General features: G+C 69.2%; 18 protein-coding genes and 1 pseudogene. 14 read left to right on the top strand and 5 right to left on the bottom strand.

What is annotated here, in order from left to right:
* Window positions 1–18 precede the first annotated feature (18 nt).
* The 8 genes from tsf (at window position 19) to ELQ94_RS15470 (ending at window position 5,843) form a co-directional block, all read left to right on the top strand.
* Window positions 19–846, top strand: a complete 828-nt coding sequence (gene tsf / locus ELQ94_RS15505; protein WP_127051276.1) for a translation elongation factor Ts — start codon at window positions 19–21, stop codon at window positions 844–846.
* A gap of 113 nt (window positions 847–959) precedes the next feature.
* The gene (pyrH, locus tag ELQ94_RS15500) at window positions 960–1,673 is read left to right on the top strand and encodes a UMP kinase (RefSeq protein ID WP_127051275.1); all 714 of its coding nucleotides are present in this window, start codon (window positions 960–962) and stop codon (window positions 1,671–1,673) included.
* A 36-nt stretch (window positions 1,674–1,709) separates the two neighbouring features.
* A complete protein-coding gene (gene frr / locus ELQ94_RS15495) occupies window positions 1,710–2,264 on the top strand; it encodes a ribosome recycling factor (protein WP_127051274.1) in 555 nt (184 codons plus the stop codon).
* A gap of 40 nt (window positions 2,265–2,304) precedes the next feature.
* Entirely contained in the window at window positions 2,305–3,306 is a 1,002-nt protein-coding gene (locus tag ELQ94_RS15490; RefSeq protein WP_127051390.1) for a phosphatidate cytidylyltransferase, read from the top strand.
* 53 nt (window positions 3,307–3,359) lie between these two features.
* On the top strand, window positions 3,360–3,911 hold the full coding sequence (locus ELQ94_RS15485; RefSeq protein WP_127051273.1) for a DivIVA domain-containing protein: 552 nt from the start codon (window positions 3,360–3,362) through the stop codon (window positions 3,909–3,911).
* 53 nt (window positions 3,912–3,964) lie between these two features.
* Complete coding sequence (locus ELQ94_RS15480) at window positions 3,965–4,657, top strand: aggregation-promoting factor C-terminal-like domain-containing protein (RefSeq protein ID WP_243697067.1); 693 nt, start codon at window positions 3,965–3,967, stop codon at window positions 4,655–4,657.
* Between the two features lie 138 nt (window positions 4,658–4,795).
* Window positions 4,796–5,095, top strand: coding sequence for a hypothetical protein (locus ELQ94_RS15475; RefSeq protein WP_127051271.1), 300 nt, complete (start codon window positions 4,796–4,798; stop codon window positions 5,093–5,095).
* 31 nt (window positions 5,096–5,126) lie between these two features.
* A complete protein-coding gene (locus ELQ94_RS15470) occupies window positions 5,127–5,843 on the top strand; it encodes an alpha/beta hydrolase (protein ID WP_127051389.1) in 717 nt (238 codons plus the stop codon).
* Between the two features lie 81 nt (window positions 5,844–5,924).
* On the opposite strand, the gene ELQ94_RS15465 is transcribed toward ELQ94_RS15470, so the two are convergent.
* On the bottom strand, window positions 5,925–6,971 hold the full coding sequence (locus ELQ94_RS15465) for an AI-2E family transporter (protein WP_127051270.1): 1,047 nt from the start codon (window positions 6,969–6,971) through the stop codon (window positions 5,925–5,927).
* A gap of 218 nt (window positions 6,972–7,189) precedes the next feature.
* Here ELQ94_RS15465 and ELQ94_RS15460 point away from each other — a divergent pair, with 218 nt between their 5' ends.
* A complete protein-coding gene (locus ELQ94_RS15460; protein ID WP_127051269.1) occupies window positions 7,190–9,115 on the top strand; it encodes a DUF8094 domain-containing protein in 1,926 nt (641 codons plus the stop codon).
* Window positions 9,112–10,065: a tetratricopeptide repeat protein gene (locus ELQ94_RS15455; RefSeq protein ID WP_127051268.1), complete on the top strand. Its 954-nt coding sequence runs from the start codon at window positions 9,112–9,114 to the stop codon at window positions 10,063–10,065. Before ELQ94_RS15460 ends, ELQ94_RS15455 begins: the two co-directional genes overlap by 4 nt.
* Window positions 10,066–10,176: 111 nt before the next feature.
* On the opposite strand, the gene glgB is transcribed toward ELQ94_RS15455, so the two are convergent.
* Both glgB and ELQ94_RS15445 read right to left on the bottom strand, forming a co-directional pair.
* Complete coding sequence (gene glgB / locus ELQ94_RS15450) at window positions 10,177–12,366, bottom strand: 1,4-alpha-glucan branching protein GlgB (RefSeq protein ID WP_127051387.1); 2,190 nt, start codon at window positions 12,364–12,366, stop codon at window positions 10,177–10,179.
* A gap of 161 nt (window positions 12,367–12,527) precedes the next feature.
* Window positions 12,528–14,570: an alpha-1,4-glucan--maltose-1-phosphate maltosyltransferase gene (locus tag ELQ94_RS15445; RefSeq protein WP_208007765.1), complete on the bottom strand. Its 2,043-nt coding sequence runs from the start codon at window positions 14,568–14,570 to the stop codon at window positions 12,528–12,530.
* Window positions 14,571–14,806: 236 nt separating this feature from the next.
* On the opposite strand from ELQ94_RS15445, the pseudogene glgP reads away from it, so the two are divergent.
* Window positions 14,807–17,381: pseudogene (gene glgP / locus ELQ94_RS15440) on the top strand (alpha-glucan family phosphorylase).
* Window positions 17,382–17,406: 25 nt separating this feature from the next.
* Here the strand turns inward: glgP and ybaK are convergent.
* Together ybaK and glgX are read right to left on the bottom strand one after the other, a co-directional pair.
* Complete coding sequence (ybaK, locus tag ELQ94_RS15435) at window positions 17,407–17,880, bottom strand: Cys-tRNA(Pro) deacylase (RefSeq protein ID WP_243697066.1); 474 nt, start codon at window positions 17,878–17,880, stop codon at window positions 17,407–17,409.
* Window positions 17,881–17,897: 17 nt separating this feature from the next.
* The gene (gene glgX, locus ELQ94_RS15430; protein WP_127051266.1) at window positions 17,898–19,946 is read right to left on the bottom strand and encodes a glycogen debranching protein GlgX; all 2,049 of its coding nucleotides are present in this window, start codon (window positions 19,944–19,946) and stop codon (window positions 17,898–17,900) included.
* A gap of 58 nt (window positions 19,947–20,004) precedes the next feature.
* Here glgX and ELQ94_RS15425 point away from each other — a divergent pair, with 58 nt between their 5' ends.
* The 3 genes from ELQ94_RS15425 to ligA all read left to right on the top strand — a co-directional run bounded on the left by ELQ94_RS15425 (window position 20,005) and on the right by ligA (window position 24,969).
* Window positions 20,005–21,228 (top strand): cysteine desulfurase family protein, encoded by a 1,224-nt coding sequence (locus ELQ94_RS15425; protein WP_127051265.1) that lies wholly within the window; start codon window positions 20,005–20,007, stop codon window positions 21,226–21,228.
* Window positions 21,229–21,269: 41 nt separating this feature from the next.
* On the top strand, window positions 21,270–22,394 hold the full coding sequence (gene mnmA / locus ELQ94_RS15420; protein ID WP_127051264.1) for a tRNA 2-thiouridine(34) synthase MnmA: 1,125 nt from the start codon (window positions 21,270–21,272) through the stop codon (window positions 22,392–22,394).
* Between the two features lie 118 nt (window positions 22,395–22,512).
* Window positions 22,513–24,969: an NAD-dependent DNA ligase LigA gene (gene ligA / locus ELQ94_RS15415; protein WP_127051386.1), complete on the top strand. Its 2,457-nt coding sequence runs from the start codon at window positions 22,513–22,515 to the stop codon at window positions 24,967–24,969.
* The last annotated feature ends 31 nt before the right edge of the window (window positions 24,970–25,000 follow it).

Raw genomic sequence — 25,000 nt, 5'->3', positions numbered from 1 at the left:
TGAAGGAGTAACCGCCGCATGGCAAACTTCAACATCGCCGACCTGAAGGCTCTCCGCGAGCAGCTGGGCACGGGAATGACCGACACGAAGAACGCACTCGTCGAGGCCGACGGAGACGTCGAGAAGGCCACGGAGATCCTGCGTCTCAAGGGTGCCAAGGGCAACGCGAAGCGCGCCGACCGTTCCACGAGCGAGGGCCTCGTCGCCACCGCTCAGACGGACGCCGGCGTCACGATCATCGAGCTCGCGTGCGAGACGGACTTCGTCGCGAAGAACGACAAGTTCGTCGCCCTGTCCGAGAAGGTCGTCGCGGCCGTCTCGGCCGCCGCCGCGACCACGCTCGAGGAGGCCCTCGCGGCCCCCGTCGACGGCATCACGGTGGCACAGGCGATCGACGACCAGGCAGCCACGATCGGCGAGAAGGTCGAACTGCGCCGCGTCGCCCTCGTGACCGGCGACCAGTTCTCGGTCTACCTGCACCGCACGTCGAAGGACCTGCCGCCGCAGATCGGTGTCGTCGTGGCCTACACGGGCTCGGACGCCGAGACTGCTCGTGGCATCGCGCAGCACGTCGCCATGTTCGCCCCGCAGTACCTCACGCGTGAGGACGTGCCGTCGGACGCCGTCGACAAGGAGCGCGAGATCGTCACGGAGATCTCCCGCGGCGAAGGCAAGCCGGAGGCCGCGCTGCCGAAGATCGTCGAGGGTCGTCTCACGGCCTTCTTCAAGCAGGTCGCCCTGCTCGAGCAGGACTACGCTCGCGACAACAAGCAGCAGGTCGGGAAGATCCTCGAGGCCGCAGGCCTCACGGTGACCGACTTCGTCCGCTTCAAGGTCGGCGCGTAACCCATGAATGAGAGAGTCCGGATCGCCCATGGCGATCCGGACTCTTTCGTGTGTACGGCGAACCCCGCCGCCCACTAGTTTTAGGCAAGACCTTCGGGAAGGAACCGGCCCACATGACCGCACCGCAGAAACGACGTGTACTTCTGAAACTCTCGGGGGAGGCGTTCGGCGCCGGAGCTCTCGGGGTCAATCCCGACGTCGTCAGTCAGCTCGCCCGCGAGATCGCCGCGGCGGCCCGCGAGGTCGAGGTGGCGATCGTCGTCGGCGGAGGCAACTTCTTCCGCGGGGCCGAGCTGTCCCAGCGCGGTATGGACCGCGGACGGGCCGACTACATGGGCATGCTCGGAACGGTCATGAACGCCCTCGCGCTCCAGGACTTCCTCGAGCAGGCCGGCGCCGAGACCCGCGTCCAGTCGGCGATCGCGATGACGCAGGTCGCCGAGCCGTACATCCCGCGCCGGGCCGAGCGCCACCTCGAGAAGGGGCGGGTCGTCATCTTCGGTGCCGGAGCGGGCCTCCCGTACTTCTCCACCGATACCGTCGCGGCGCAGCGGGCCCTCGAGATCGGCGCCTCGAGCGTGCTGCTCGCCAAGAACGGCGTCGACGGGGTCTACACGGCCGACCCGCGCACGGACCCCGACGCCACACGGATCGACCGCATCTCCTACCAGGAGGCGCTCCAGCGCGGCCTGAAGGTCGTCGACTCCACCGCCTTCAGCCTCTGCATGGACAACGGCATGCCGATGCGCGTGTTCGGCATGGAGCCCGAGGGCAACGTGACCGCGGCGATCGAGGGCAAGGAAATCGGAACCCTCGTCAGCAACTAGACTCGTCGAGGATTGTCGTTACGTAAGGAGAACCGAGTGATCGCGGACGTTTTGGCCGATGCATCGAGCCGAATGGACAAGGCCGTCGAGGTGGCGAAGGACGATTTTGCCACCGTTCGCACGGGGCGGGCCAACCCGCAGATGTTCCAGAAGGTGCTCGTGGACTACTACGGCACCCCGACGCCCCTCGGGCAGCTCGCCTCCCTGCAGAACCAGGAGGCGCGCACACTCATCGTCACGCCGTACGACAAGGGTGCGCTGCGCGACATCGAGCAGGCCATCCGGGACATGCCGAATCTCGGTGCCAACCCCACCAACGACGGCAACCTCGTCCGTGTGAGCCTCCCCGAGCTCACGCAGGAGCGCCGCAAGGAGTTCGTCAAGCTCGTCAAAACGAAGGCCGAGGACGCGAAGGTGTCCGTCCGCAACATCCGTCGCAAGGCGAAGGACGACCTCGACGCCCTCAAGAGCGAGGTCGGTGACGACGACGTCGCCCGTGGTGAGAAGGAACTCGAGGCGCTCACCAAGTCGCACATCGACGCCATCGACGAGGCGCTCAAGCGCAAAGAAGCAGAGCTGCTCGAGGTCTGACCGTGAGTCGAAACCCGGCAGGACGGCGTCGGACGTGACGATGCCGGACGGTGACGAACCGGCGTCTCCGACAGTCCCTTCTGAGGCTCGTCGGCAGTCGCAGTTGAACGCGAAGCGCGCCGAGATCGAGGACCGCGTGCGGACGACGCGCGCGGACCTCGAGGGACGCGTGACCGAGGCCCGTGCGCAGTTCGACCAGGCGAACGAACGTGTGGAGGCACGCGTGGGTCGGAACCTGCTCATGGCCGTGGGCATCGGCGTCGGTCTCGGTGCCGCGCTCCTCCTGAGCCTCTTCCTGTTCAAGGGTCTCTTCGCGGTCTTCGGAGCAGCTGTCATCGTCTTCACGACCCTCGAGCTCGCGACGGCGCTCCGCCATTCCGACCGCCGCGCGGACCGCTGGCCGGCCGCCGGCGCTGGCCTCGTCATCGTCGCCGCCGCCTACTTCACCGACGGCCCCACCCGCTGGGCCGTCATGATCGCCGCGATCACCTTCGTGCTCGTCTGGCGTCTCATCGCGCAGATGGCCGATGCGGACGGTCGTGCGCCGCTCGCGGTGATCCTCGACCTCGCCGCCGCGGTCTTCGTCCAGGCCTACATCGCGGGACTCGCGAGCTTCGCGGTCATCCTCGTCGCTCGCGACGGTGGCGAGCTGTGGGTGTTCGCGTTCATCGCGCTCGTGGTCGTGGTCGACGTCGGCGCGTACGCCTCGGGCCTGACCTTCGGCAAGCACCCGATGGCCCCGCGCGTCAGCCCGAACAAGACCTGGGAGGGGTTCGCGGGAGCGCTCGTGCTGAGCCAGGTCGCGGGAGTCCTGCTGGCGGTCTTCCTCCTCGATCAGCCCTGGTGGGTCGGCATGATCTTCGGCGCCGTCATCATCGTGACCGCGACGATCGGGGACCTGTCCGAATCGATGATCAAGCGCGACATCGGCGTGAAGGACATGAGTTCCTGGCTACCGGGCCACGGTGGTTTCCTCGATCGTCTCGACTCGATCCTGCCGTCTGCACCGGCCGCGTACCTGCTGTTCGTGATCTTCACGTGAGCGTGACGGAAGGTCGCACGGCGACGCGCCGCGACGTGAGCAAGAATGGGACGGTGACCACGCCTCCCTTCCCCAGTGTCCGTCGTGGCCGCGGCTACGATCCCGACGAGGTCGACTCGTTCCTCCGGGATGCCCGTGCCGCGTACGATCTGGATCCCTCCGCCGAACCGGTCCTGACGGCCGATGACATCCGACGGGTCTCGTTCGGGCTCGTCCGGAAGGGCTATTCGACCTCCCACGTCGACGCGGCCCTCGAGCGTCTCGAGGATGCGTTCGCGGTGAGGGAGCGGGAACGGTCCCTCGATGTCGTGGGACGCCGGGCGTGGCTCGCGGAGACGCGCGAGACCGCTCAGGTCCTGCTCAACCGTCTGTCGCGGCCGACGGGGGAGAGGTTCCGGCGTGTCGGCCGCCTCACCCAGGGGTACGACATCGAGGACGTCGATGCTCTCGCGAAGCGCCTGGTGGCCTATTTCGAGACGGGGGCGGCCGTGGATGTGGACGTCGTCCGGACGTCCGTCTTCCGCGCGCAGCGCGGCGGCTATTCCGAGGAGCAGGTGGACCGTGTGCTCGACGCGGTCGTCGACGTGATGCTCGCCGTTCGGTGACCCGCTGAACGCTTTCGTGACATTTCCGTGATCTACGCTAAAATCGGGGGATCGTGGGTAAGCATCAAGCACTCTCAACTCCTGTCCCGGTCGCAGACCGCCGGCGGAACGTCGGTCGTTCCCGAACGCGTTCGCGCAGAAGCCTTCCGCTGACCCTCCTGGGATCCGCGGCGGCCATCGGGTTCATCGCCGTCAATGTGGTCGACCCGTACTCGGGAGCCACGGCGTCGCCGTACTTCCAGATCGTGCCGCGCTACGAGCAGACCGAGGTCCAGTCCCTGGCCCTCTCGGGGGCGTACGACACGACGTTCACGCGTGATGTCTACGACTCGGAGGCCGCTCCGCCGCCCCCGCCTCCTCCTCCGCCCCCCGTGGTGGAGGAAGAGGAGGACGACGAGGACTCCGGTTCCGGCTTCGTCGCTCCGAGCGCCGCCGTCCCCGACCCGGGCACCGCTCAGGCGATCGCCTACGACAAGGTCGCGGCGCGCGGGTGGGGCGAGGACCAGTACTCCTGCCTCGTCGCCCTGTGGAACAAGGAATCGGGTTGGCGGGTCAACGCCCACAACACCAGTTCCGGTGCCTACGGCATTCCCCAGTCGCTGCCCGGCAGCAAGATGGCGAGTGCCGGTGCGGATTGGGCGACCAATCCCGCCACGCAGATCGAGTGGGGTCTCGGCTACATCAGCGGTCGATACGGAACACCGTGCGGGGCCTGGGGACATTCCCAGTCCGTCGGGTGGTACTGATCGGCTGATCCGTCCGTCGTTGCGCCCTGTGCACTGAGGGGAGAGCGTCGGCACCTCCGTGATTCGCCGCTGTCCCTCCCGATCCGACTCGCACCGTGCCGACCGCGTACGATCGATGGAGGACGGGAGCCGAGCGCCATGCCACGCAGTAATCGACCGCGACGATCGGGCGCGGCATCCTCCGGTCGCGAGGAGTCCGATCTGTCCTCGCTCCTCCAGGGATGGAAGCGTACCGAGGTGCGTCGGGGCGTGACGTGGTCCGTGCAGCCGATCTCGACATCGCGCGCACAGAAGGACTACGTCTGCCCCGGGTGCGGCGGGACGATCGATGCCGGCATCGCGCACGTCGTCGCGTGGCGTACGGACGGGCCGCTCGGCGATGCGGCCGACCTCGCGGCTCGCCGCCACTGGCATCTGCACTGCTGGCGGATCGGATGACCGGCCGCACCTGGACGAAAGGACGTCGATGATGGAGATCCGTGGGGGAATCGAGCTGCCCGCGCGTCGAGAGGACATCGAGCTGACGACGGAAGACGGGCTGACCCTCGTCGGAGAGCTCGCGGGTCCCGAGGACGGGAACGCGGTCGCGACTCTCGTGACGTTGCATCCTCTTCCGACGGCCGGCGGATTCATGGATTCGCACGTCCTCCGCAAGGCGGCGGGGCGCCTCCCGGCGCTCGCCTCCCTCAACGTGCTGCGTTTCAACACGCGCGGGACGACATCGCCGCGCGGGACGAGCGACGGCGACTTCGACGGCGGGATCGCCGAACGCGCCGATGTCGCGGCCGCGATGCGATTCGTGACGGAGCGAGGCCTCCCGCACCCCTGGTTCGTCGGATGGTCGTTCGGAACCGAGCTCGCTCTCAAGTACGGGCGGGAGCACCCGGTGGAGGGAGCGATCCTGCTGTCCCCGCCGCTGCATCGTGCGACGGCCGACGAGGTCGCGGCGTGGAACGGCGACGCCAGGCGTCTCATCGTGCTCGTTCCCGAATTCGACGACTACCTCCGTCCCCCCGAGGCGGTCGAGCGCTTCGCGTCGGTGCCCGACGCCGTCCTCATCCCGGTCGAGGGCGGCAAGCACCTCTGGGTGGGGGAGAACCTCACCCGCCGGGTCCTCACCGAGATCGTCGCGGCCGTCAACCCCGACGCGCTCCCGCTCGCGACGACGTGGCCCGACGCCGAATAGGACGCGTCAGGGCGCGGCGCATGAGTGCTCGGCGCGTCAGAGTCCGACGTGTGGGTGGCGGACCCGGCGCAGCCTGCCGCGTCAGAGCTCGTTCTGGCGGGGGATGACGACCTGCTTGATGATGAGCAGGACGGCGGCCGCCGTGGGGATGGCGATGAGGGCGCCGAGGATCCCGAGCAGGGAGCCGCCCGCGAGGGCGGCGATGACGACGACGGCACCGGGGACGGCGACGGCGCGCTTCATGATGTTCGGGCTGAGCACGTAGGCCTCCACCTGCATGTACACGAGGTAGTAGACGGCCGCGATCAGGGCGGTGACGGGTGAACCGAGACCCGGGATGAGGCAGACGAGCGAGATGATGATCGAGCCCGTCAGCGTGCCGACGAGCGGGATGAGGGAGAAGAAGAAGCCGATGCAGGCGAGCACGGGCGGGAACGGCGCGTCGATGATCGACAGCATGATGTAGCTGAGGATCCCGCTGCATGCGGCGATCGTCACCTGGCCCGTGACGTACCGCCCGACCGAGGTCGTGATCTGCTCGGCGAGATCGGCGAAACGCTCACGCTTCGTGGCGGGGACGAGCTGGTAGAGCCCGCGCATGGTGGCGGGCAGCGACGCCGTGAAATAGATCGTGAGGATGAGCACGATGAGGGCGCCGAAGAATCCGGAGCCGATCGCGAACACGACCTGCACGGCACCGCTTCCGATGTTCGTGATGTTGTCGGTGATGAACGACCCGGCTTCGCTGATGATGAGGTCGACGTTGAGGAACGGGAACTGCTCGCGCAGGTTCTCGATGAACTCGTTCGAGGCGACCTGCTGCTGCAGGAGCGGAACGAGTCGCGCGAGGTCGCTGATCTGATCGACGATGATCGGCACGACCATCCAGACGAGGCCGCCGAACAGACAGAGGAGGACGACGACGACGATGACGAGGGCGACCCAGCGGGGGAGTCCGCGGCGCTCGAGCCACGTGACGATGGGGTCGAGCCCGAGCGCCAGGAACAGCGCGGCCCCGATGTAGACGAGGATCGTCTGCAGCGTGACGATCGACAGCAGGATCAGGAGGCCGAGGCCGACACCGAGCGTGCCGACGAGCCCGACGCGGAACGCGTTCTGAATCCTCATCCGCCCTCATTTCGCTCGCGATCCGATCATCCTATGGGCGGCCGGGGCACGGTCCGCGACACGGCGAGAGGGGTGTATCGGGCCGTCCCAGGACGCCCCGGAGGCGGCGCACAGTCTTTATCGGATATTCTGGATCGTCCCGTGTCCGTTGCCGCGCCGTGTCCATACCGCTCGACGTGCCTTTCCGGCCGTCCATCGGCAACGTAGAAGGAGTGTTCGTGCGTTTCGTTCTCGCCATCGCCGCATTCGTCGTCGCCGCGGCGATGATCGTCCTGGGCATCGCCCAGCGGACGGTCTTCCTGCCGCCGTCGACCGTCGCCTCGGAAGGCGTCGTGTCCGGGGGCCTTCCCTACACGCTCGTCAGCGGAGCCGTCCTCAACTCCCGCGAGGGATCTCAGACGGTCACCGCCACAGGGTCGGACACGGTCTTCGTCGCCTACGGCCGCACGAGCGACGTCATGGCCTGGCTCGGCGACAGCGAGTACGCCGAACTCTCCGTCGACGAGGAGACCGGGGAACTCGAGACGACGATCCGGGGCGGAGCCGAGGAGACACCAGACGCCACCCCGGATCCGTCCGAGGGTGCCGCTCCCGAGACCACCGATCCGGGAGCCACCGCGCCCGAGACCGCCGCGCCCGAGACCGCCGCACCCGAGGACGAGGGCGACGCCGAGGCGGAGACCGACGAGGGGGCCGAAGCGGAAGCCGGGTCCGACGCCGATTCGTCGGACGAGACGGTCGACCCCCGCGGTTCCGACCTCTGGTTGAGCGAATACGTCGAGGATCAGGCCGTCATCGCGCCGATCAGCGTCCCGGACGACGTGAGCGTCCTCATCGCCTCCGACGGAGAGCAGGCCGCCCCGGCGACCGTGCGCCTGTCCTGGCCCGTGAGCAACGCCACTCCCTGGGCCGGCCCCCTCATCGCGGGGGGGATCCTGCTTCTCGTGGTCGGACTCGTCCTCTATCTCCTCGGACTGAACCACCTCCGGAAGTCCCGCGGCCCTCGCCGCAAGGGGATCACCGCCGGTCCTGGGCTCGAGCAGACCGCGAAACCGCCGCGCCGCCGCCGCCGGCAGCGCCGCGCCCGAGTGCGCGCGAGCATGCGGGTCGGGATGCCCGTGCTCCTCATCTCCGGCCTTCTTCTGAGCGGCTGTTCGGCCAACTACTGGCCGGACCTGTCCTCCGCCGGACAGACCCCGGAACCCACCGACAGCGCCGCCATCGTCCCCGAGGCGACCGAGGACGCGCCTGCTCCCGCCGTCACGGTTGCCCAGCTCGAGCGCGTCATCTCCCGGATCTCGGCGGTTGCGACCGAGGCCGACGCCGATCGGAACAGCGAACTCGCGGCGACCCGGTTCACCGGTGCCGCTCTGCTCGAGCGTCAGTCGAACTACACCACGCGCGGGAAGGTCTCCGACTACGCGGTGCCGCGGACGATCCCGTCCTCGCCGCTGCTCCTCTCGCTTCCCCAGGCAACGGACGTATGGCCGCGGTCCGTCTTCACCGTCGTCGGCGACCAGGAGGACACCGAGACCCCGCTCATCGCCATGATGCTCCAGCAGGAGACCCCGCGGTCCAGCTACAAGGTCTCCTATGCCGTCGCTCTGGAGCCGAACGCGACCATTCCCGAGTCGGCACCGGCCTCCATCGGAGCGGCGTTCATCCCGCCCGACTCGCCGCTCATGCTCGTCCCTCCCGCCGATCTGGCCGCGCAGTACTCGGACCTGATCGCCAACGGAGCCGAGAGCCAGTTCGCGGCGTCGTTCGCCGAATCGGATCCGTTCCGTGAGCTCATCGCCGCCGACCGGGCGACGAAGCAGGAGCAGCTCCCGTCGACGGCGAACATCGACTTCTCCGTCGGCCCGGGGGAGACCGAACCGATCGGCCTCTCGACGATCTCGTCCGGCGCCATCGTCGCCGTGAGCATGATGGAGAGCGAGACGGTCAAGCCCACCGAGACGGGAGCCGTCGTGAAGCTCCAGGGAGCCGTGGCCGCCATCGTCGGGCTCGAGGAGACGGCGAAGGGGGCCGAGGTCCAATACGCGGATCAGCTCCTGTTCTACGTCCCGCCAGCGGATTCGACCGATCAGGTCGTCCTGCTCGGTTTCAGCCAGTCACTCATCTCTGCGAAGGAACTGCCATGAGCATCCCCATGAACCCGGGAGCGAACCTCCGCGGTGCCGTCGACCTCTCCGGTCTGTCGAGCCGCCAGCCGGCCCCCCAGGCCGCCGGCAGCCGACCGGCGCCGTCGGGCGCCGCACCCGACACCGTCCGCGTCCCGTCGCTCGTGCTCGAGGGGAACGACCAGAACTTCGGCCAGTTCATCGAGTTGTCCTCGCGGGTGCCCGTCGTCGTCGACCTCTACTCCGTTCGCTCGGACGTGAGCGTCGCCCTGAGCCCCGTCCTCGAACGCCTCGTGGGCCAGCACGATGGGCACCTCGTCATCGTGCGCGTCGACATCGACGCGAACCCTCAGCTCGTCCAGGGGCTGCAGGCCACGACGGCACCGACCGTCGTCGTGCTCATCGGCGGGCAGCCGATGCCGCTCTTCCAGGGCGCCGTCCCGGAAGCACAGCTCGCGGACGTGCTCGGTCGCGTCATCGAGGCGGCCGCACAGAGCGGCGTCGCGGGTCAGGTCGTCGTGGACGGCGCCGCGGATCAGCCGGCTCCGGAGCCCGAGCTCCCGCCGCTCCACCAGGAGGCATACGACGCGATCGCCCGACGCGACTACGCGACCGCCATCGCGGCGTACACGAAGCAGATCGCGCAGCAGCCGAACGACAGGGAGGCCGTGGCCGGTCTCGCTCAGGTGAGCCTGCTCGATCGCCTCGACGGCAAGACCGTCGACGCCATGCGCTCCGCCGCGGCCGCCGACGCCACCTCCGTCGACGCCGCCCTCGACGTCGCCGACCTCGATCTCTCCGGCGGTCACGTCACGGACGCCTTCGACCGGCTGCTCGCCCTCTTCCCGACGCTCGACCCCGACGATCGGGACCGAGTGCGTGAGCGGATCCTCCAGTACTTCGAGATCGTCGGTGTCACCGACCCACTCGTCGTCTCGGCGCGTGCCCGGCTGGCCGGCCTGCTCTACTGATCCCGGCGGTGGTGCGGCACGCACCGTCACACGAGGAAGGGGGCGTCCCGACCATGGTCGGGACGCCCCCTTTCTCGGTCGTCCGGCGCCGCACGCGGCGGCACCGGTGCGTCAGCGCCGGCGCTTCAGCCAGAGTCCCGCGAGCGGGGGCAGCGTGATGTCGGCGGAGGCCGGTCGGCCGGCCCACGGCTCGTCGCGTGCCGTGACGCTCCCGAGATTGCCGACACCCGAACCGCCGAAGTCGCCGGCGTCGGAGTTCAGGATCTCGTCCCACACGCCGGCCTGGGGCAGTCCAGCACGGTAGGGACCGACGGTGGCGCCCGAGAAGTTCATGAACACGGCGATCTCGTCTCCGTTCCCGTCGCGTCGGAGGAACGACACGATGTTGTGGGTGGAGTCCCCGCCGTCGAGCCACTCGAAACCGGACGGGTCGTTGTCGAGGGCCCACAGCGCCGGGTTCTCGCGGTAGACGCGGTTGAGCTGCATCACGAGGGAGTGCAGGCCCCGGTGAGCCGGCTGGTCGAGGATCCACCAGTCGAGGTCGCGGGCCTCCGACCACTCGGAGAGCTGACCGAACTCCTGGCCCATGAACAGCAGCTGCTTGCCGGGGTGCGACCACATGAAGGTGAGGTAGGCGCGGAGGTTCGCGAGCTTCTGCCAGTGGTCGCCCGGCATCTTGTTGAGGAGCGACCCCTTGCCGTGCACGACCTCGTCGTGGCTGATCGGCAGGAGGAAGTTCTCGCTGTACGCGTACAGGAACGAGAAGGTGATCTCGCCGTGGTGGTACGTGCGGTGGATCGGATCGTTGGCGATGTACTGGAGCGAATCGTGCATCCAGCCCATGTTCCACTTGAACCCGAACCCGAGCCCGCCCCCGCTCGTCGGCGCCGTGACACCGCCCCAGTTGGTCGACTCCTCGGCGATCATCACGACACCGGGATTCCGGCGGTAAGCGGTCGCGTTCGCCTCCTGCAGGAGGCTGATGGCCTCGAGGTTCTCGTTCCCGCCGTGGATGTTCGGCAGCCACTCGCCGTCTTCACGGGAGTAGTCGAGGTAGAGCATCGACGCGACCGCGTCGACCCGAAGACCATCGACGTGGAACTCCTCGATCCAGTAGAGCGCGTTGGCGACGAGGAAGTTCCGCACCTGCGGGTTCCCGAAGTCGAAGATGAACGTTCCCCAGTCCTTGTGCTCCCCGCGACGGGGGTCCGGGTGCTCGTAGAGTGCCTCGCCGTCGAAGCGGGCGAGGGCCCAGGCGTCGGTCGCGAAGTGTCCGGGCACCCAGTCCATGAGCACGCCGATGCCCGCTTGGTGGAGTCGGTCGATCAGGTACCGCAGGTCGTCGGGAGAACCGAAGCGGCTCGTGGGCGCGTAGTAGCCCGTGATCTGGTAGCCCCAGGAGCCGCCGAAGGGGTGCTCGGCGAGCGGCATGAACTCGACGTGGGTGAACCCGAGCTCAGTGACGTATTCGATCAGGTGATCGGCGAGTTCGCGGTAGCCGAGCCCGAGCCTCCACGAGCCGGCGTGCAGCTCGTAGACACTCATCGCGCCATCGTGCGGGTTCGTGGCGGCGCGCTTCGTCATCCACGCATCGTCGTTCCACGCGTAATGCGATTCGGTGACGATGGAGGCCGTGAGGCCCTCGGTCTCGGCGTGCCGGGCCAGCGGATCGGCCTTCGAGAGCCACTCGCCGTCGCGACCGCGGAGCTGGAACTTGTAGAGCGCGCCGGGGTCGACGCCGGGAACGAAGATCTCCCACACGCCGGAGCCGCCCATCGAGCGCAACGCGTGCCCCTCGCCGTTCCAGTCGTTGAAGGTACCGACGACGCGCACGGCGCTCGCATGGGGCGCCCAGACGCTGAACGAGGTTCCGTACACGGCGCGCTCGGCGGTGCCGAGGGTGCGATGGTGGGCGCCGAGCACGTCCCACAGCCTCTCGTGCCGGCCCTCACCGATGAGGTGGAGGTCGAGCTCGCCGACCGTCGGAGCGAAGGCGTAGGCGTCGTCGGCGATCCAGTCCGGACCGCCCTCGTAGCTCGCCTCGATGCGGTAGGGCTGGTGGCCGGCCACGTGGGCTCCCTGCCAGATCCCGGATCGCACATGGGTGAGTTCCACGCGCGCACCGGAGTCCAGGACCGCAGCGACGCGCGAGGCGACGGGACGACGCGTCCGGATCACCGTGAGCGCGTCCGAGACGCCCTCTGAGGAGACCGGGTGGCTGCCGAGCACGGAGTGGGGATCGTGGTAGGTGCCGGCCGCGACGGCGTCGAGGACGTCGTCGGAGACGTCGGGGAGCGCCACCTTGTCCGGGGCGGATCGCTGGCTCGCGGGGGAGACGTGCTCGACGCTCCCGGCGTCGACGGGCGTGGGCTCCACGGTGTCGGCCGCGTCGAGGGCGCCGTCGGGAGACGGTGTCGACGACGGGGCGTCCGACGGGAGCGGGGGGATGGGGGGAATCGTGCTCACGGTCGGTCCTCCAGGATCTCGAGAATGTGCACAGGGGTGGTGAAGGCGTCCAGGCGGACGTAGTTGTGCTCGCCCCACTCCCAGACGGTGTCGGTGACGACGTCGCGGACGCGGAAGGGGGTGCCGTGGGGAATGCCGAACGCCGTGGAGTCGAGATGCACGACGGTCTCACGGACCGAGTGCGGGTCGACGTTCGCCACGACGATGACGGTGTCGGCCGAACCGGTGGGGGAGAGCTCGGCGCTCAGGTGCTTCGAGTAGACGAGGATGTTGTCGTCGTCGGACGAGTGCAGGCGCAGATTGCGGAGCTGGCCGAGCGCCGGGTGCTCGCGGCGAGCGCGATTGAGCGTGCCGATGAAGAGCCCGAGCGAAGACCCGGCGGCTTCGGCCGCCGCGTAGTCGCGCGGCTTGTACTCGTACTTCTCGTTGTCGATGTTCTCCTCGGAACCCGGACGGGCGACGTTCTCGAACAGTTCGAAGCCCGAGTAGACGCCCCAGAGCGGACCGGCGGTGGCCGCGAGGGCCGCGCGGATCGTGAAGGCGGCCGGTCCGCCGAACTGCAGGTACTCGGTGAGGATGTCGGGGGTGTTGACGAAGAGGTTCGGGCGGTAGTAGTCGGCGGTCTCCGTGGAGATGCTCGTGAAGAACTCCTCGAGCTCCTCGCGGGTGTTGCGCCACGTGAAGTAGGAGTACCCCTGCTGGAAGCCGACCTTCGCGAGGGCTCGCATCATCGCGGGTCGGGTGAACGCCTCGGCGAGGAAGACAACGTCCGGGTCGGTCGCGTTGACCTGCCCGATGAGCCATTCCCAGAACTCGACGGGCTTGGTGTGCGGGTTGTCGACACGGAACGTGCGGACCCCGAGCGACATCCAGTAGCGGACGATGCGCAGGACCTCGGTGCGGATACCCTCCGGATCGTTGTCGAAGTTGATCGGGTAGATGTCCTGGTACTTCTTGGGAGGGTTCTCCGCGTAGGCGATCGTGCCGTCCGGCAGGGTCGTGAACCACTCGGGGTGCTCGGTGACCCAGGGGTGGTCGGGCGACGCCTGCAGGGCGAGGTCGATCGCGACCTCCATACCCAGGTCCACGGCCGACGCGACGAAGGCCTCGAAGTCGGCGACGGAGCCGAGGTCGGGGTGGATGGCGTCGTGACCACCCTCCGCCGATCCGATCGCCCACGGCGAGCCGGGATCGTTCGGGCCCGCGTCGAGCGTGTTGTTCGGTCCCTTGCGGAAGGCGCGACCGATCGGGTGGATCGGCGGGAGGTAGACCACGTCGAAGCCCATGGCGGCGACGGCGGGGAGGCGCTTGGTCGCCGTCGTGAAGTCTCCGGAGATCCAGGAGCCGTCCGGGTTGCGCTTCGCGCCCTCCGATCGGGGGAAGAACTCGTACCACGAGGCGAATCCGGCGCGGGTGCGCTCGACCGTGATGGTGCGCTCGTCCGAGAACGATCGGATCCCCATGAAGGGGTTCTCGCGAGCGATCGCGGCGAGATCCGTGTCGTCGAGGACGGCGCGCCGGGCGTCCGGATCGCTCGACGAGGCCAGGGTCGCGGCGTGCCGTGCGAGAAGGCGTCGCTTCTCCTCGGAGCGCTCCGGATCGGTCGCCGCGGCGTTCAGGAGCTGCTCGCCGATCGTGTACATGAGCTCGACGTCGACGCCCGCATCGATCTTGATCTCGGCGTTGTGGTGCCACGTGGCGAACTCGTCAGCGAACGAGAGGATGCGGAAGGACCAGGCTCCCTCCTCGTCGAGTCGGGCGTCTCCGTACCAGGTGTCCGTTCCAGCGGGGCCGGGGTCCAGGACGACGCTCGACGAGACGCCGGTCGGGGAGGTGAGGAGGGCACGGACACCGATCAGGTCGTGTCCCTCGCGGAAGGCGGTCGCACCGAAGGTGACGACCTCGCCGGCGAAGGCCTTCGCGGGCCACCGTCCGCCCTCGACCTCCGGGGAGATCCCGAGGATAGGCAACCGCCCGATGGTCGCGGTCGCCGAGGTGGTCTGCTGGACCTCCGCGGCGGGCGCCGGGTCCTCCGCCACGGCAGTGCCGGACCCCGGCACCGAGGGGCTCACCGGTTCCGAGACCGCTCGATTCGGCGTCGCCGCCGACTGGACATCGCGTGCGGCCGGAAGACCGGCCTTCTTCTTAGCCACCCTCCGACCGTACCGGGTCGGGCTCCGCAACGGCAGGGGCGCGACGCGGCTGTGGCAGTGGAGTCACGACCCGCTACACTCCGCCTCCTTTCCGGCCAGGCCCGCTCCTCTAAGCTGAGCGCGTGAAGGCCATCCGTCGTTTCGCCGTCCGTCCAGCCCTACCCGAGCGCCTCGCGGCGCTCGAGACCCTCGTGGGGAATCTGCGGTGGGTCTGGCATGAACCGACCATGGCGCTCTTCGCGGACATGGTCCCCGGGAACGGGAACCGTCTCACACGGGATCCCTCCGAACTGTTCGCCTCGCTCTCCCAATCGCGGCTCGACGAACTCGCAGACGACGACCACTTCGTTCGCCGCGTCGAGGACCTTCGAGACGACCTGGAGCGGTATCTCACCGAGCCGCGCTGGTACCAGGGACTCGGCGAGTCCGCACCCCGTTCGATCGCCTACTTCTCGCCGGAGTACGGGATCACGGCCGCGCTGCCCCAGTATTCCGGTGGTCTCGGCATCCTCGCTGGCGACCACGTGAAGAGCGCGTCGGACCTCGGCGTCCCGCTCGTCGCGGTCGGGCTGTTCTACCGGGCCGGTTACTTCAGCCAGTCCCTCTCGTCCGATGGATGGCAGCAGGAGACCTACCCCGTCGTCGACCCGGACGGACTCCCGCTGTCCGTCCTGCGCGACCTCGACGGCACCCCCGTCGATGTGGTGCTCGCCCTCCCGGACGGCCGGTCCCTGAACGCTCGCGTGTGGGTCGCCCACGTGGGGCGGGTCACGCTCCTCCTGCTCGACACCGATGTTCCCGAGAACGAACCGGACCTGTGCCAGGTCACCGACCGGCTCTACGGCGGAGAGGAGGAGCACCGGCTCCGTCAGGAGCTGCTCCTCGGCATCGGAGGGGTCCGGGCGATCAAGCGCTGGAGCGACCTCACCGGGGCGGACATGCCGACGGTGTTCCACACCAACGAGGGGCACGCCGGTTTCCTCGGTCTCGAGCGGATCTCCGATCTCGTCGGAGGCGGCCTGAGTTTCGCCGAGGCCCTCGAGGTGGTCAGGGGCGGGACCGTCTTCACGACGCACACTCCCGTTCCCGCCGGTATCGATCGCTTCGATCCCGAGCTCATCGGCCGGTACTTCTCGACCGAGCTGCTCCCGGGGGTCGAGAGGGCTGACGTCCTCTCGCTCGGCCTCGAGGCCTCGACGAGCGACGGGCGGGATCCGGCCTTCAACATGGCCATCATGGGCTTCCGGCTCGCGCAGCGCGCGAACGGGGTCTCCCAGTTGCACGGCGAGGTCTCCCGCCGGATGTTCTCCTCGCTCTGGCCGGGCTTCGACGAGGACGACATCCCCATCGGCTCCATCACGAACGGCGTTCACCCGGCCACGTGGACGAGCCCCGAGATCGCCGATCTCGCGGAACGCACGTGGGGGACCCGGGATACGACGGCGGTGGAGTGGCGTGACGCCCGCGTATCGGATGCGGACCTGTGGGAGACCAAGCGCCGGCTCCGCGTCGACCTCGTCGAGGACGCTCGACGACGGGTCGGGGCCTCGTGGCTGTCCCAGAACCCGGGTGGTGTCGTGCCCGAGTGGGTGCGCGGGGTGCTCGATCCCGCGCTGTTGACGATCGGGTTCGCGCGGCGGGTGCCCACGTACAAGCGGCTGACGCTCATGCTGCACGACGAGGATCGCCTCCGAGCCCTCCTGCTCGATCCCGAACGCCCGATGCAGATCGTCGTCGCGGGTAAATCCCACCCGGCGGACGACGAGGGCAAGCGCCTCATCCAACAGCTCGTGGAGTTCGCGGCGGAACCGGACGTACGCTCGCGGATCGTCTTCCTCCCCGACTACGACATGGCGATGGCCAAGACGCTCTTCCCCGGCACCGACGTGTGGTTGAACAACCCGCTCCGCCCTCTCGAGGCGTGCGGGACCTCTGGGATGAAGGCGGCGCTCAACGGATCTCTCAACCTCTCGGTCCTCGACGGCTGGTGGGCGGAGTTCGCGGACGGCGACAACGGATGGTCCATCCCGACGGCCGCCGCGAACGTGACGGCGGAGGAACGGGACCGGATCGAGGCCTCCTCGCTCTACGAGCTGCTCGAGCACCACATCGTCCCGAGCTTCTACGACCGTGACGAGTCCGGGGTCCCGCACGGTTGGCTCAAACGGGTACGTCACTCCCTCGCGACCCTGTCACCGGTGCTGAGCGCCGATCGTATGGTGCGGGAGTACGTCGGGGCGCTCTATGTTCCGGCGGCGGGAGCGGCCCGGCGCTTGACCGAGTCGTCGGCCCGGCCGGCACGCGAGCTCGCCGCGTGGAAGGCCCGCGTCGTCGAGGCGTGGCCGCGGGTCGCGATCACGCACGTCGAGTCGGGTGGTCTCGACGTCACCCCGCAGGTCGGGGAGACGCTCCGGCTCCGCGCCTCGGTGTCGCTCGGGGGGACTCGCAGCGTCGGACGTGAGCGTCGAACTGGTCTACGGATCGGGCGCGATGGACGGCGAGCTGACCGACATCTCGACGATGCCGCTGCACCCGGTCGACGCGACGAGTGGTCGAGGGACCGGGGACGGTGGCCTCGTCTACGGTGGCGAATTGCGACTCGAGCACTCCGGGAGCTTCGGGTACACGGTGCGCATCGTGCCCCACCACGTGGACGTCGCGAGCGATGTCGAGATGGGGCTCATCGCGGTCGCGTGACCGGCGCCTCAGCGGTGGGCCGGTCTCACGGGGCGCCGATCGCTCCGATCGTGGCGCGGGTGATCGAGACGAGGTCGGCCGGCGAGAGCTCGACGTCGAATCCGCGTCGACCGCCCGAGACGAAGACCGTGTCGAGGGACATCGCCGTCGCATCGATCGCCGTCCGGTGAGCGTTCCGCTGGCCCAATGGACTGATGCCGCCGGATACGTAGCCCGTGCGGCGCTCGGCGACGACCCTCTCGGCGAGCACAGCACGCTTGGCCCCGAACAGGGCGGCGAGCGCCCCCAGGTCGAGGCGGCCCGCGACGGGCACGATCGCGACGACGATCTCTCCGTCGGCGTCGGCCATCAAGGTCTTGAAGACGCGCTCGGCCGGGACCCCGAGTGCCGCGGCCGCCTCGAGGCCGAACGCGGTCACCGACGGGTCGTGAGCGTAGGCGCGACCGACCCAGCGGACTCCGGCGGCATCGAGGATCCGGGTCGCGGGAGTGGCGGGCACACGCCGGGAGGGACGGTTCACGACACCGCTCGGAAGAGCAGGAAGCAGGTCCCGGGGATCTCGACGCTCTCCCCGGGCGCGTGGGTCGTCTCCTCCGTGAGCGGACGCTCGTCCGCACTCGACCAGAGCAGGTCGTAGCGGTCGACGCCGTGATGCAGCGGCAGCCGGATCGTCGTCGGGTGCTCCATGCCGTGCACCACGAGCAGGATCGTGTTCGGCCCCTCCGACTCGGGTGTCGAGCTCGCGAGGTACTGCAGGGTGCGGTGGTCGGGTCGCGTCCACTCGTCGTCGCTCATGGTCCCGCCGTCGGCGTCGTACCAGTCCATCCTGGTCGCACCCGGTGTGGCCGCTCCCGGCCGGCCGTAGCGGGTGGGACGCAGCGCCGGATTCTCGGCCCGCAGTCGGATGAGGCGAGCGGTGTGCGTGCGCAGGTCGTTCTGCCAGTCGAGCAGGCTGTGACTCATCCACGTGAGTTCGGAGTCGTGGCAGTAGGGATTGTTGTTGCCGCGCTGGGAGCGACCGAATTCGTCGCCAGCCGTGATCATGGGGATGCCCGCCGAGAGGAGAAGCGTGCCGAGGAGGTTCCTCATCGCCTTCCGCCGGGTCGCGAGGATGGCCGGATCCTCCGTGTCGCCCTCGGCGCCGTGGTTGAAGGAGCGGTTGTTGTCGCTGCCGTCGCGATTCGACTCGCCGTTCCCGGCGTTGTGCTTGACGTCGTAGGACACGAGGTCGGCGAGCGTGAATCCATCGTGGGCCGTGACGAAGTTGACCGAGGCGAGGGGGCCGCGCTCGGCGGAGAACGTGTTCGACGAACCGGTGAATCGCGTCGCGAAACCGCCGATGCCGACGGGGGCGTGCTCGGCCCGGCGGGCGTAGTCCACATCGCTCAACCAGAAGTTCCGGACGCGATCCCGGTACCGGTCGTTCCACTCGTGCCAGCCGCCGGTGAAGTTGCCGGTCTGCCATCCGCCCATCCCGGTGTCCCAGGGTTCGGCGATCATCTTGATGCCGGCGAGCTGCGGGTCCTCCACGATGCGGCGCAGGAGCGGGTGATCCCGACGGTATTCGTGCGTCGCGTCCCGCCCGAGGGCCGGTGCGAGGTCGAAGCGGAAGCCGTCCACCTGCAGGTCGTTCGACCAGTAACGCAGCGAGTCGATCACGAGGCGCTGGGCGGCCTCCGTCGCGAAGTTGACGGTGTTGCCGGTGCCGGCGGTGTCGATGTAGTGACCGGCATCGGTCTGCCGGTAGTAGCTCGCATTGTCGAGACCGCGCAGGCTCGTGGTCGGCCCGCCGGGTCCCTCCTCCGCGGTGTGGTTGTAGACCACGTCGAGCACGACCTCGAGTCCGGCCTCGTGCAGGAGCTTGACCATTCCCTTGAACTCCCGGAGCACGGCGGAGGGGCCGTCCGCCTGCGCGCGCTTCGACGCATAGGCCGCGTGAGGAGCGAAGAAGCCGAGGGTGTTGTACCCCCAGTAGTTCGTGAGTCCTTGCTTGATGAGGCGCTGCTCCGACACGAAGGCGTGGATCGGGAGCAGCTCGACGGTCGTGACGCCGAGGTCCTGCAGCGACCGGATGGTCGCGGGATGGGCGAGCCCCGCGTAGCTGCCGCGTAGCTCCTCGGGAATGGCCGGGTCCAGCCGCGTGAGCCCCTTCACGTGGGCCTCGTACACGACCGTGCGGTCGAGCGGCACACGCGGTTTGGGTACGCCGCCGAAGTCGAACTCCGTGTCCGGCACGGCGGAGCGGAACACTCCCGGCTTCCGACGGACGAGTCCCCTGCCCCACGGATCGAGCAGGAACCGGGAGGGATCGAACGCGTGATTCGGTCCGGTGGGACCGTCCGCCCGGAGCGCGTAGCGGGTGCCGACCGTGAGGCTGCGGGTCCGAGCCGCCCAGACGCCGGATCCGACGGGGTGCAACGGGACCGTCTTGACGATCCAGTCGAGGTCGGTGTCGTCGAAGATCACGAGGTCCACGGCCGTGGCATGAGCCGACCAGACGCGGATCTCGCCGCCGCCGGGGGTGAGTCTCACACCGAGGTCGCGGAGGGCGTCGGCGGCTGTCATGCGTTCTACAGTAGGGGGACGGACGTCGTCGGCGTGACGGCTGGGGAGGAGCGGGATCGTGGCGGTGTACCTCGACCATTCCGCGACCACTCCGCTGCGCCCGGAGGCCGCCGCGTCGTGGATCGAGACGGCGTCCTCGATCGGCAACTCCTCTTCCATCCACAGTCATGGCCAGGCGGCCAGGCGCACGCTCGAGGAGGCGCGTGAGGACATCGCCGCGACGCTCGGCGTCGACGGGATCGAGGCCCTCTTCGTCTCCGGCGGGACCGAGGCGATCAATCTCGCCGTCAAGGGCCTGTACTGGTCGCGCAACGATGATGCCGATCGACCCGTCGTCGTCGTCGCGCGCGGCGAGCACCACGCCACGATCGACGCCATCGACTGGCTCGTCGCGCACGAGGGTGCCGAGGCGGCCTGGGTCGATCTGCTGGACGACGGCTCGATCGACACCGTGCACCTGGAGCGCGTTCTCCGCGAGAACGCCGATCGCACGGCGCTCGTGACGGCGATCATCGCGAACAACGAGGTCGGCACCGTCAACCCGGTGGACCGGATCGCGCGGCTCGCCGTGGACGCCCGCGTTCCCCTGCACCTCGACGCCGTGGCCGCATACGGCCACGTCCCCCTCGACCTCCGCGCGCTTCGCGAGGCCTCCGGGGCGTCGGGGGCGATCGGGCCGGTCGCGTTCTCCGTGTCGGCGCACAAGATCGGCGGGCCCCAGGGGATCGGCGTGCTCGCCCTGCACCGGACCGCGACGGTCGAGCCCCTCCAGCACGGTGGCGGACAGCAGCGTCGGCTCCGCTCCGGCACGCAGGACGTGGCGTCGGCCGCCGCGTTCGCGACTGCCGCGCGGCTCGCGGCCTCCGAGATGGACCCCGAGCAGGAGCGGTTGAAGCGGCTGCGGGACCGGCTCGTGGCCGGTGTCCTCGCCCAGGTGCCCGACGTCGTCCTGAACGGTCCGCCCCTGGCAGGCGATCGCCGCCTCGCGAGCAACGCCCACTTCGCGTTCTCCGGGTGCCAGGGCGACTCGATCCTCTTCCTCCTCGACATGGCCGGGATCTCGGTGTCGACGGGGTCGGCGTGTCAGGCGGGGGTGCCGGAACCGTCGCACGTGCTCCTCGCCATGGGTCGTTCCGAGGACGCCGCTCGGTCCGCACTCCGGGTGACGCTCGGCCGCACGACGACGGAGACGGATGTCGACGCGTTCCTCGCCGCGATCCCCGGAGTGATCGTCTCGGCTCGGAGAGCCGGCCTCTCCGAGCGGGACGTGGGGGCCCGCTGACCCAGGGACCTCCGACGGCACCCGGCCGTAGACTGGTACGCATGAAGGTTCTCGCGGCGATGTCCGGTGGTGTCGACTCGGCGGTGGCCGCGGCGCGAGCCGTCGACGCCGGTCACGACGTGGTCGGCGTCCACCTCGCCCTCAGCCGGATGCCCGGTACCTTGCGCACGGGAAGCCGCGGGTGCTGCACGATCGAGGACTCGATGGACGCTCAGCGGGCCGCGAACCTCATCGGAATCCCGTACTACGTCTGGGACTTCTCGGAGCGATTCAAGCTCGACGTCGTCGACGACTTCGTCGCCGAGTACTCGGCGGGACGCACCCCGAACCCCTGCATGCGCTGCAACGAGAAGATCAAGTTCGCCGCCCTGCTCGAGAAGGCCGTCGATCTCGGTTTCGACGCCGTGGCGACCGGTCACTACGCCCGACTCGACCGCTCCTCCTCTGGATCGATCGAGCTCCACCGCGCGAGCGATGAGGCGAAGGATCAGTCCTACGTGCTCGGAGTGCTCACGCGTGAGCAGCTCGAGCACTCGATGTTCCCTCTCGGCGAGACCCCCTCGAAGGCCGTCGTGCGGGCCGAGGCGGCGGCTCGGGGACTGAGCGTCGCGTCGAAGCCCGACAGTCACGACATCTGCTTCATTCCGGACGGCGACACCCGCGGCTGGCTCGCCGAGCGCGTCGGCGCGGAGACGGGTTCCATCCTCGATCGCGAGGGCCGTGTCGTGGGCGACCACGACGGCGCGCACGCATTCACGGTCGGCCAGAGGCGCGGCCTTCGGCTCGGTGTTCCCGCGGACGACGGCAAGCCCCGCTTCGTCCTCGAGGTCCGACCGAAGACGAACGAGGTCGTTGTGGGTCCGAAGGAGGCGCTCGCGATCGCGGAGATCGCGGGGCACCGCTTCACCTGGGCCGGCGATCCGGCCGATGAGACGGGCGAGCCGTTCCGCTGCGACGTGCAGATCCGCGCCCATGCCGATCCCGTTCCCGCGGAGGCGCGAGTCGTGCAGGGTAGCGGCGGCGTCGAGTTCGTCGTCGTCCCCGACGTGCCCCTCGACGGTGTGGCCCCCGGCCAGACGGCGGTCGTGTACCTCGGCACACGAGTGCTCGGTCAGTTCACGATCGACCGCACCGTCAGCGCGGTCCCCGTTGCCGCCGTCGGCTGACGCTCCGACCGCCCGGACGCCACCCCCTGAGCATGTCGGTGGCGCTGCCTAGACTTATCGCGTGAACGCGACAGACTCAACTCCGGACGGCCCCGAGACCTCGACGGACACGGCGGCGATCCCGCCGGCGGACCTCTCTCCCGAGCAGGCGGCCGACGAATCGCAGCGGCTCACCTCGCGTGTCCTCGAGTTGCGCGACGCCTATTACGAGCGCGACGAGGTACTCGTGGACGACGGGCAGTACGACGCGCTGCTGCGTCGGCTCGACGAGATCGAGCGGTTGTTCCCGGCACTGCAGAGCCAGGACAGCCCCACCCAGACGGTCGGCGGTCGCGCCCAGGCCACCCTGTTCGACCCCGTGACCCACCTCGAGCGCATGCTGAGCCTCGACAACGTCTTCTCTCCCGAGGAGTTCGACGTGTGGGCCGGCAAGGTCGTCTCCGCGAGTGGTCGACCCGTCCGCTGGTTGTGCGAGCTCAAGATCGACGGTCTCGCGATCAACCTGCGCTACGAGCGGGGGCGCCTCACGAGTGCGGCGACGCGCGGTGACGGCGTGGTCGGGGAGGACGTCACCGAGAACGTCCGCCGCATGTCGGTCATCCCCACACAGCTCCAGGGCGACGGGCACCCCGAGGTCGTCGAAGTGCGGGGAGAGGTGTTCTTCCCTGTCGAGGCGTTCCGTGCGCTCAACGCCGATCAGGCGGCCGCGGGCGAGCGCGTGTTCGCCAACCCCCGCAACGCGGCGAGCGGTTCGCTGCGGCAGAAGGCAGAAGGCAAGAACGCCAAGGGGCTCGAGCTCATGGGACGGCGGTTGTCGAGCCTCGGGATGCTCGTGCACGGCATCGGCGCGTGGGGGGACCCGCCCGTCGCGAGCCAGTCGGAGATCTACGAGCTGCTCTCCTCCTGGGGCCTGCCGACGTCGACGCACTACGCGGTCGTCGACTCGATCGAGGACGCCGCGGCCTTCATCGTCCGTACCGGCGAGGACCGCCACTCGGTCGAGCACGAGATCGACGGCGTCGTGGTCAAGGTCGACGAGCTCGCCCTCCATGACGAACTCGGGGCCACGAGCCGTGCCCCGCGGTGGGCGATCGCCTATAAGTACCCGCCGGAGCAGGTGAACACGAAGCTCCTCGACATCGTCGTGAGCGTCGGCCGAACGGGCCGCGCCACCCCGTTCGCCGTCATGGAGAAGGTGCGCGTCGCGGGCAGCGAGGTCCGTCAGGCCACGCTGCACAATCAGGACGTCGTCAAGGCCAAGGGTGTGCTGATCGGCGACACCGTCGTGCTGCGGAAGGCCGGCGACGTGATCCCCGAGGTGCTCGGGCCCGTCGTGGAGCTCCGGGACGGGAGCGAGCGCGAATTCGTCATGCCCACCGCGTGCCCCGAATGCGGGACCCCGCTCGCTCCCGCGAAGGAGGGCGATATCGACCTCCGATGCCCCAATGCCCGGAGCTGCCCCGCGCAGGTGCGAGGACGCGTCGAGCACATCGGGTCGCGCGGCTCCCTCGACATCGAGGCGCTCGGAGAGGTGTCGGCGGCGGCGCTCACCCAGCCGATCGTGCCGGAGGAACCGCCACTCACGACCGAGGCCGGCCTCTTCTCACTGACCCTCGCGGACCTGTTCCCGATCGAGGTGGTCGTCCGCGACAACGAGACCGGACTCCCGAAGCTCCGGGAGGACGGTTCGGAGAAGACGGATACGCCGTTCCGACGTCAGCGGAAGAAGACCGACGGTCCCTTCGACCCCGAGTCGGAGGCGTTCTCCGGTTCGGAGACCCACGTCCCCTCGAAGAACGCCGTCGATCTCATCGCGAACCTCGACGCGGCGAAGCAGAAGCCCCTGTGGCGCTTCCTCGTGGGGCTCAGCATCCGCCATGTCGGACCGGTCGCCGCTCGCGCCCTCGCCGATTGGTTCGGCTCCCTCGCGGCGATGCGCTCCGCGACGCGCGAGGAGCTCGCGGCCGTCGAAGGGGTCGGACCGACGATCGCCGACGCCCTCCTGGAGTGGTTCGCCGTGGACTGGCACCAGGAGATCCTCGAACGATGGGCTTCCGACGGCGTGCCCTTCGAGACCCCCGGCCACCCGGGTCCCGGTGCCGCGGCGAACGCGGGCGGCGTGCTCTCGGGCGTCACGGTGGTGGCCACCGGCTCGCTCGACGGCTTCACCCGCGAGGGAGCGCTCGAAGCCATCATCAACGCGGGTGGCAAGGCGGCGTCGAGCGTGTCCAAGAAGACGGACTTCGTCGCGGCGGGGCCGGGAGCCGGATCCAAGCTCGCGAAGGCCGAGACCCTGGGTGTCCGGATCATCGACGCGGAGCAGTTCGCTCTCCTCGTCGCGGAGGGACCGGCTGCTCTCGGTGAGCCGGCGGTCGCCGACGAGCCGTCCTCTGACGTGCCGACCGCTGATGAGCCCGCCTCTGATGAGCCGACCGCTGACGAGGCCGCTGCCGATGAGCCCCTCGTGTCCGATGGGCCGGGCATGTCCGATGGGCCTGCCGTGTCCGATGAGTCGGCCGCCTCGGACGTCGCGTCGGCCGAGGCCGCCGCGACGGGTGGGCCCGGCCGCGAATGAGGCGGTCGGCCACGGCCTAGAATGGGTCGAC

It is taken from the genome of Labedella endophytica (assembly GCF_003990045.1).
Classification (GTDB): domain Bacteria; phylum Actinomycetota; class Actinomycetes; order Actinomycetales; family Microbacteriaceae; genus Labedella; species Labedella endophytica.
This window is presented reverse-complemented; position numbering and strand designations above follow the sequence as displayed.

What these genes read in the sequence shown, in the direction of transcription:
- pyrH (WP_127051275.1), top strand. Translation starts at nt 960, where the DNA reads ATGACCGCACCGCAGAAACGACGTGTACTTCTGAAACTCTCGGGGGAG.
- ELQ94_RS15490 (WP_127051390.1), top strand. Translation starts at nt 2,305, where the DNA reads ATGCCGGACGGTGACGAACCGGCGTCTCCGACAGTCCCTTCTGAGGCT.
- ELQ94_RS15470 (WP_127051389.1), top strand. Translation starts at nt 5,127, where the DNA reads ATGGAGATCCGTGGGGGAATCGAGCTGCCCGCGCGTCGAGAGGACATC.
- ELQ94_RS15455 (WP_127051268.1), top strand. Translation starts at nt 9,112, where the DNA reads ATGAGCATCCCCATGAACCCGGGAGCGAACCTCCGCGGTGCCGTCGAC.
- mnmA (WP_127051264.1), top strand. Translation starts at nt 21,270, where the DNA reads ATGAAGGTTCTCGCGGCGATGTCCGGTGGTGTCGACTCGGCGGTGGCC.
- ELQ94_RS15475 (WP_127051271.1), top strand. Translation starts at nt 4,796, where the DNA reads ATGCCACGCAGTAATCGACCGCGACGATCGGGCGCGGCATCCTCCGGT.
- tsf (WP_127051276.1), top strand. Translation starts at nt 19, where the DNA reads ATGGCAAACTTCAACATCGCCGACCTGAAGGCTCTCCGCGAGCAGCTG.
- glgX (WP_127051266.1), bottom strand. Translation starts at nt 19,946, where the DNA reads ATGACAGCCGCCGACGCCCTCCGCGACCTCGGTGTGAGACTCACCCCC.
- ELQ94_RS15465 (WP_127051270.1), bottom strand. Translation starts at nt 6,971, where the DNA reads ATGAGGATTCAGAACGCGTTCCGCGTCGGGCTCGTCGGCACGCTCGGT.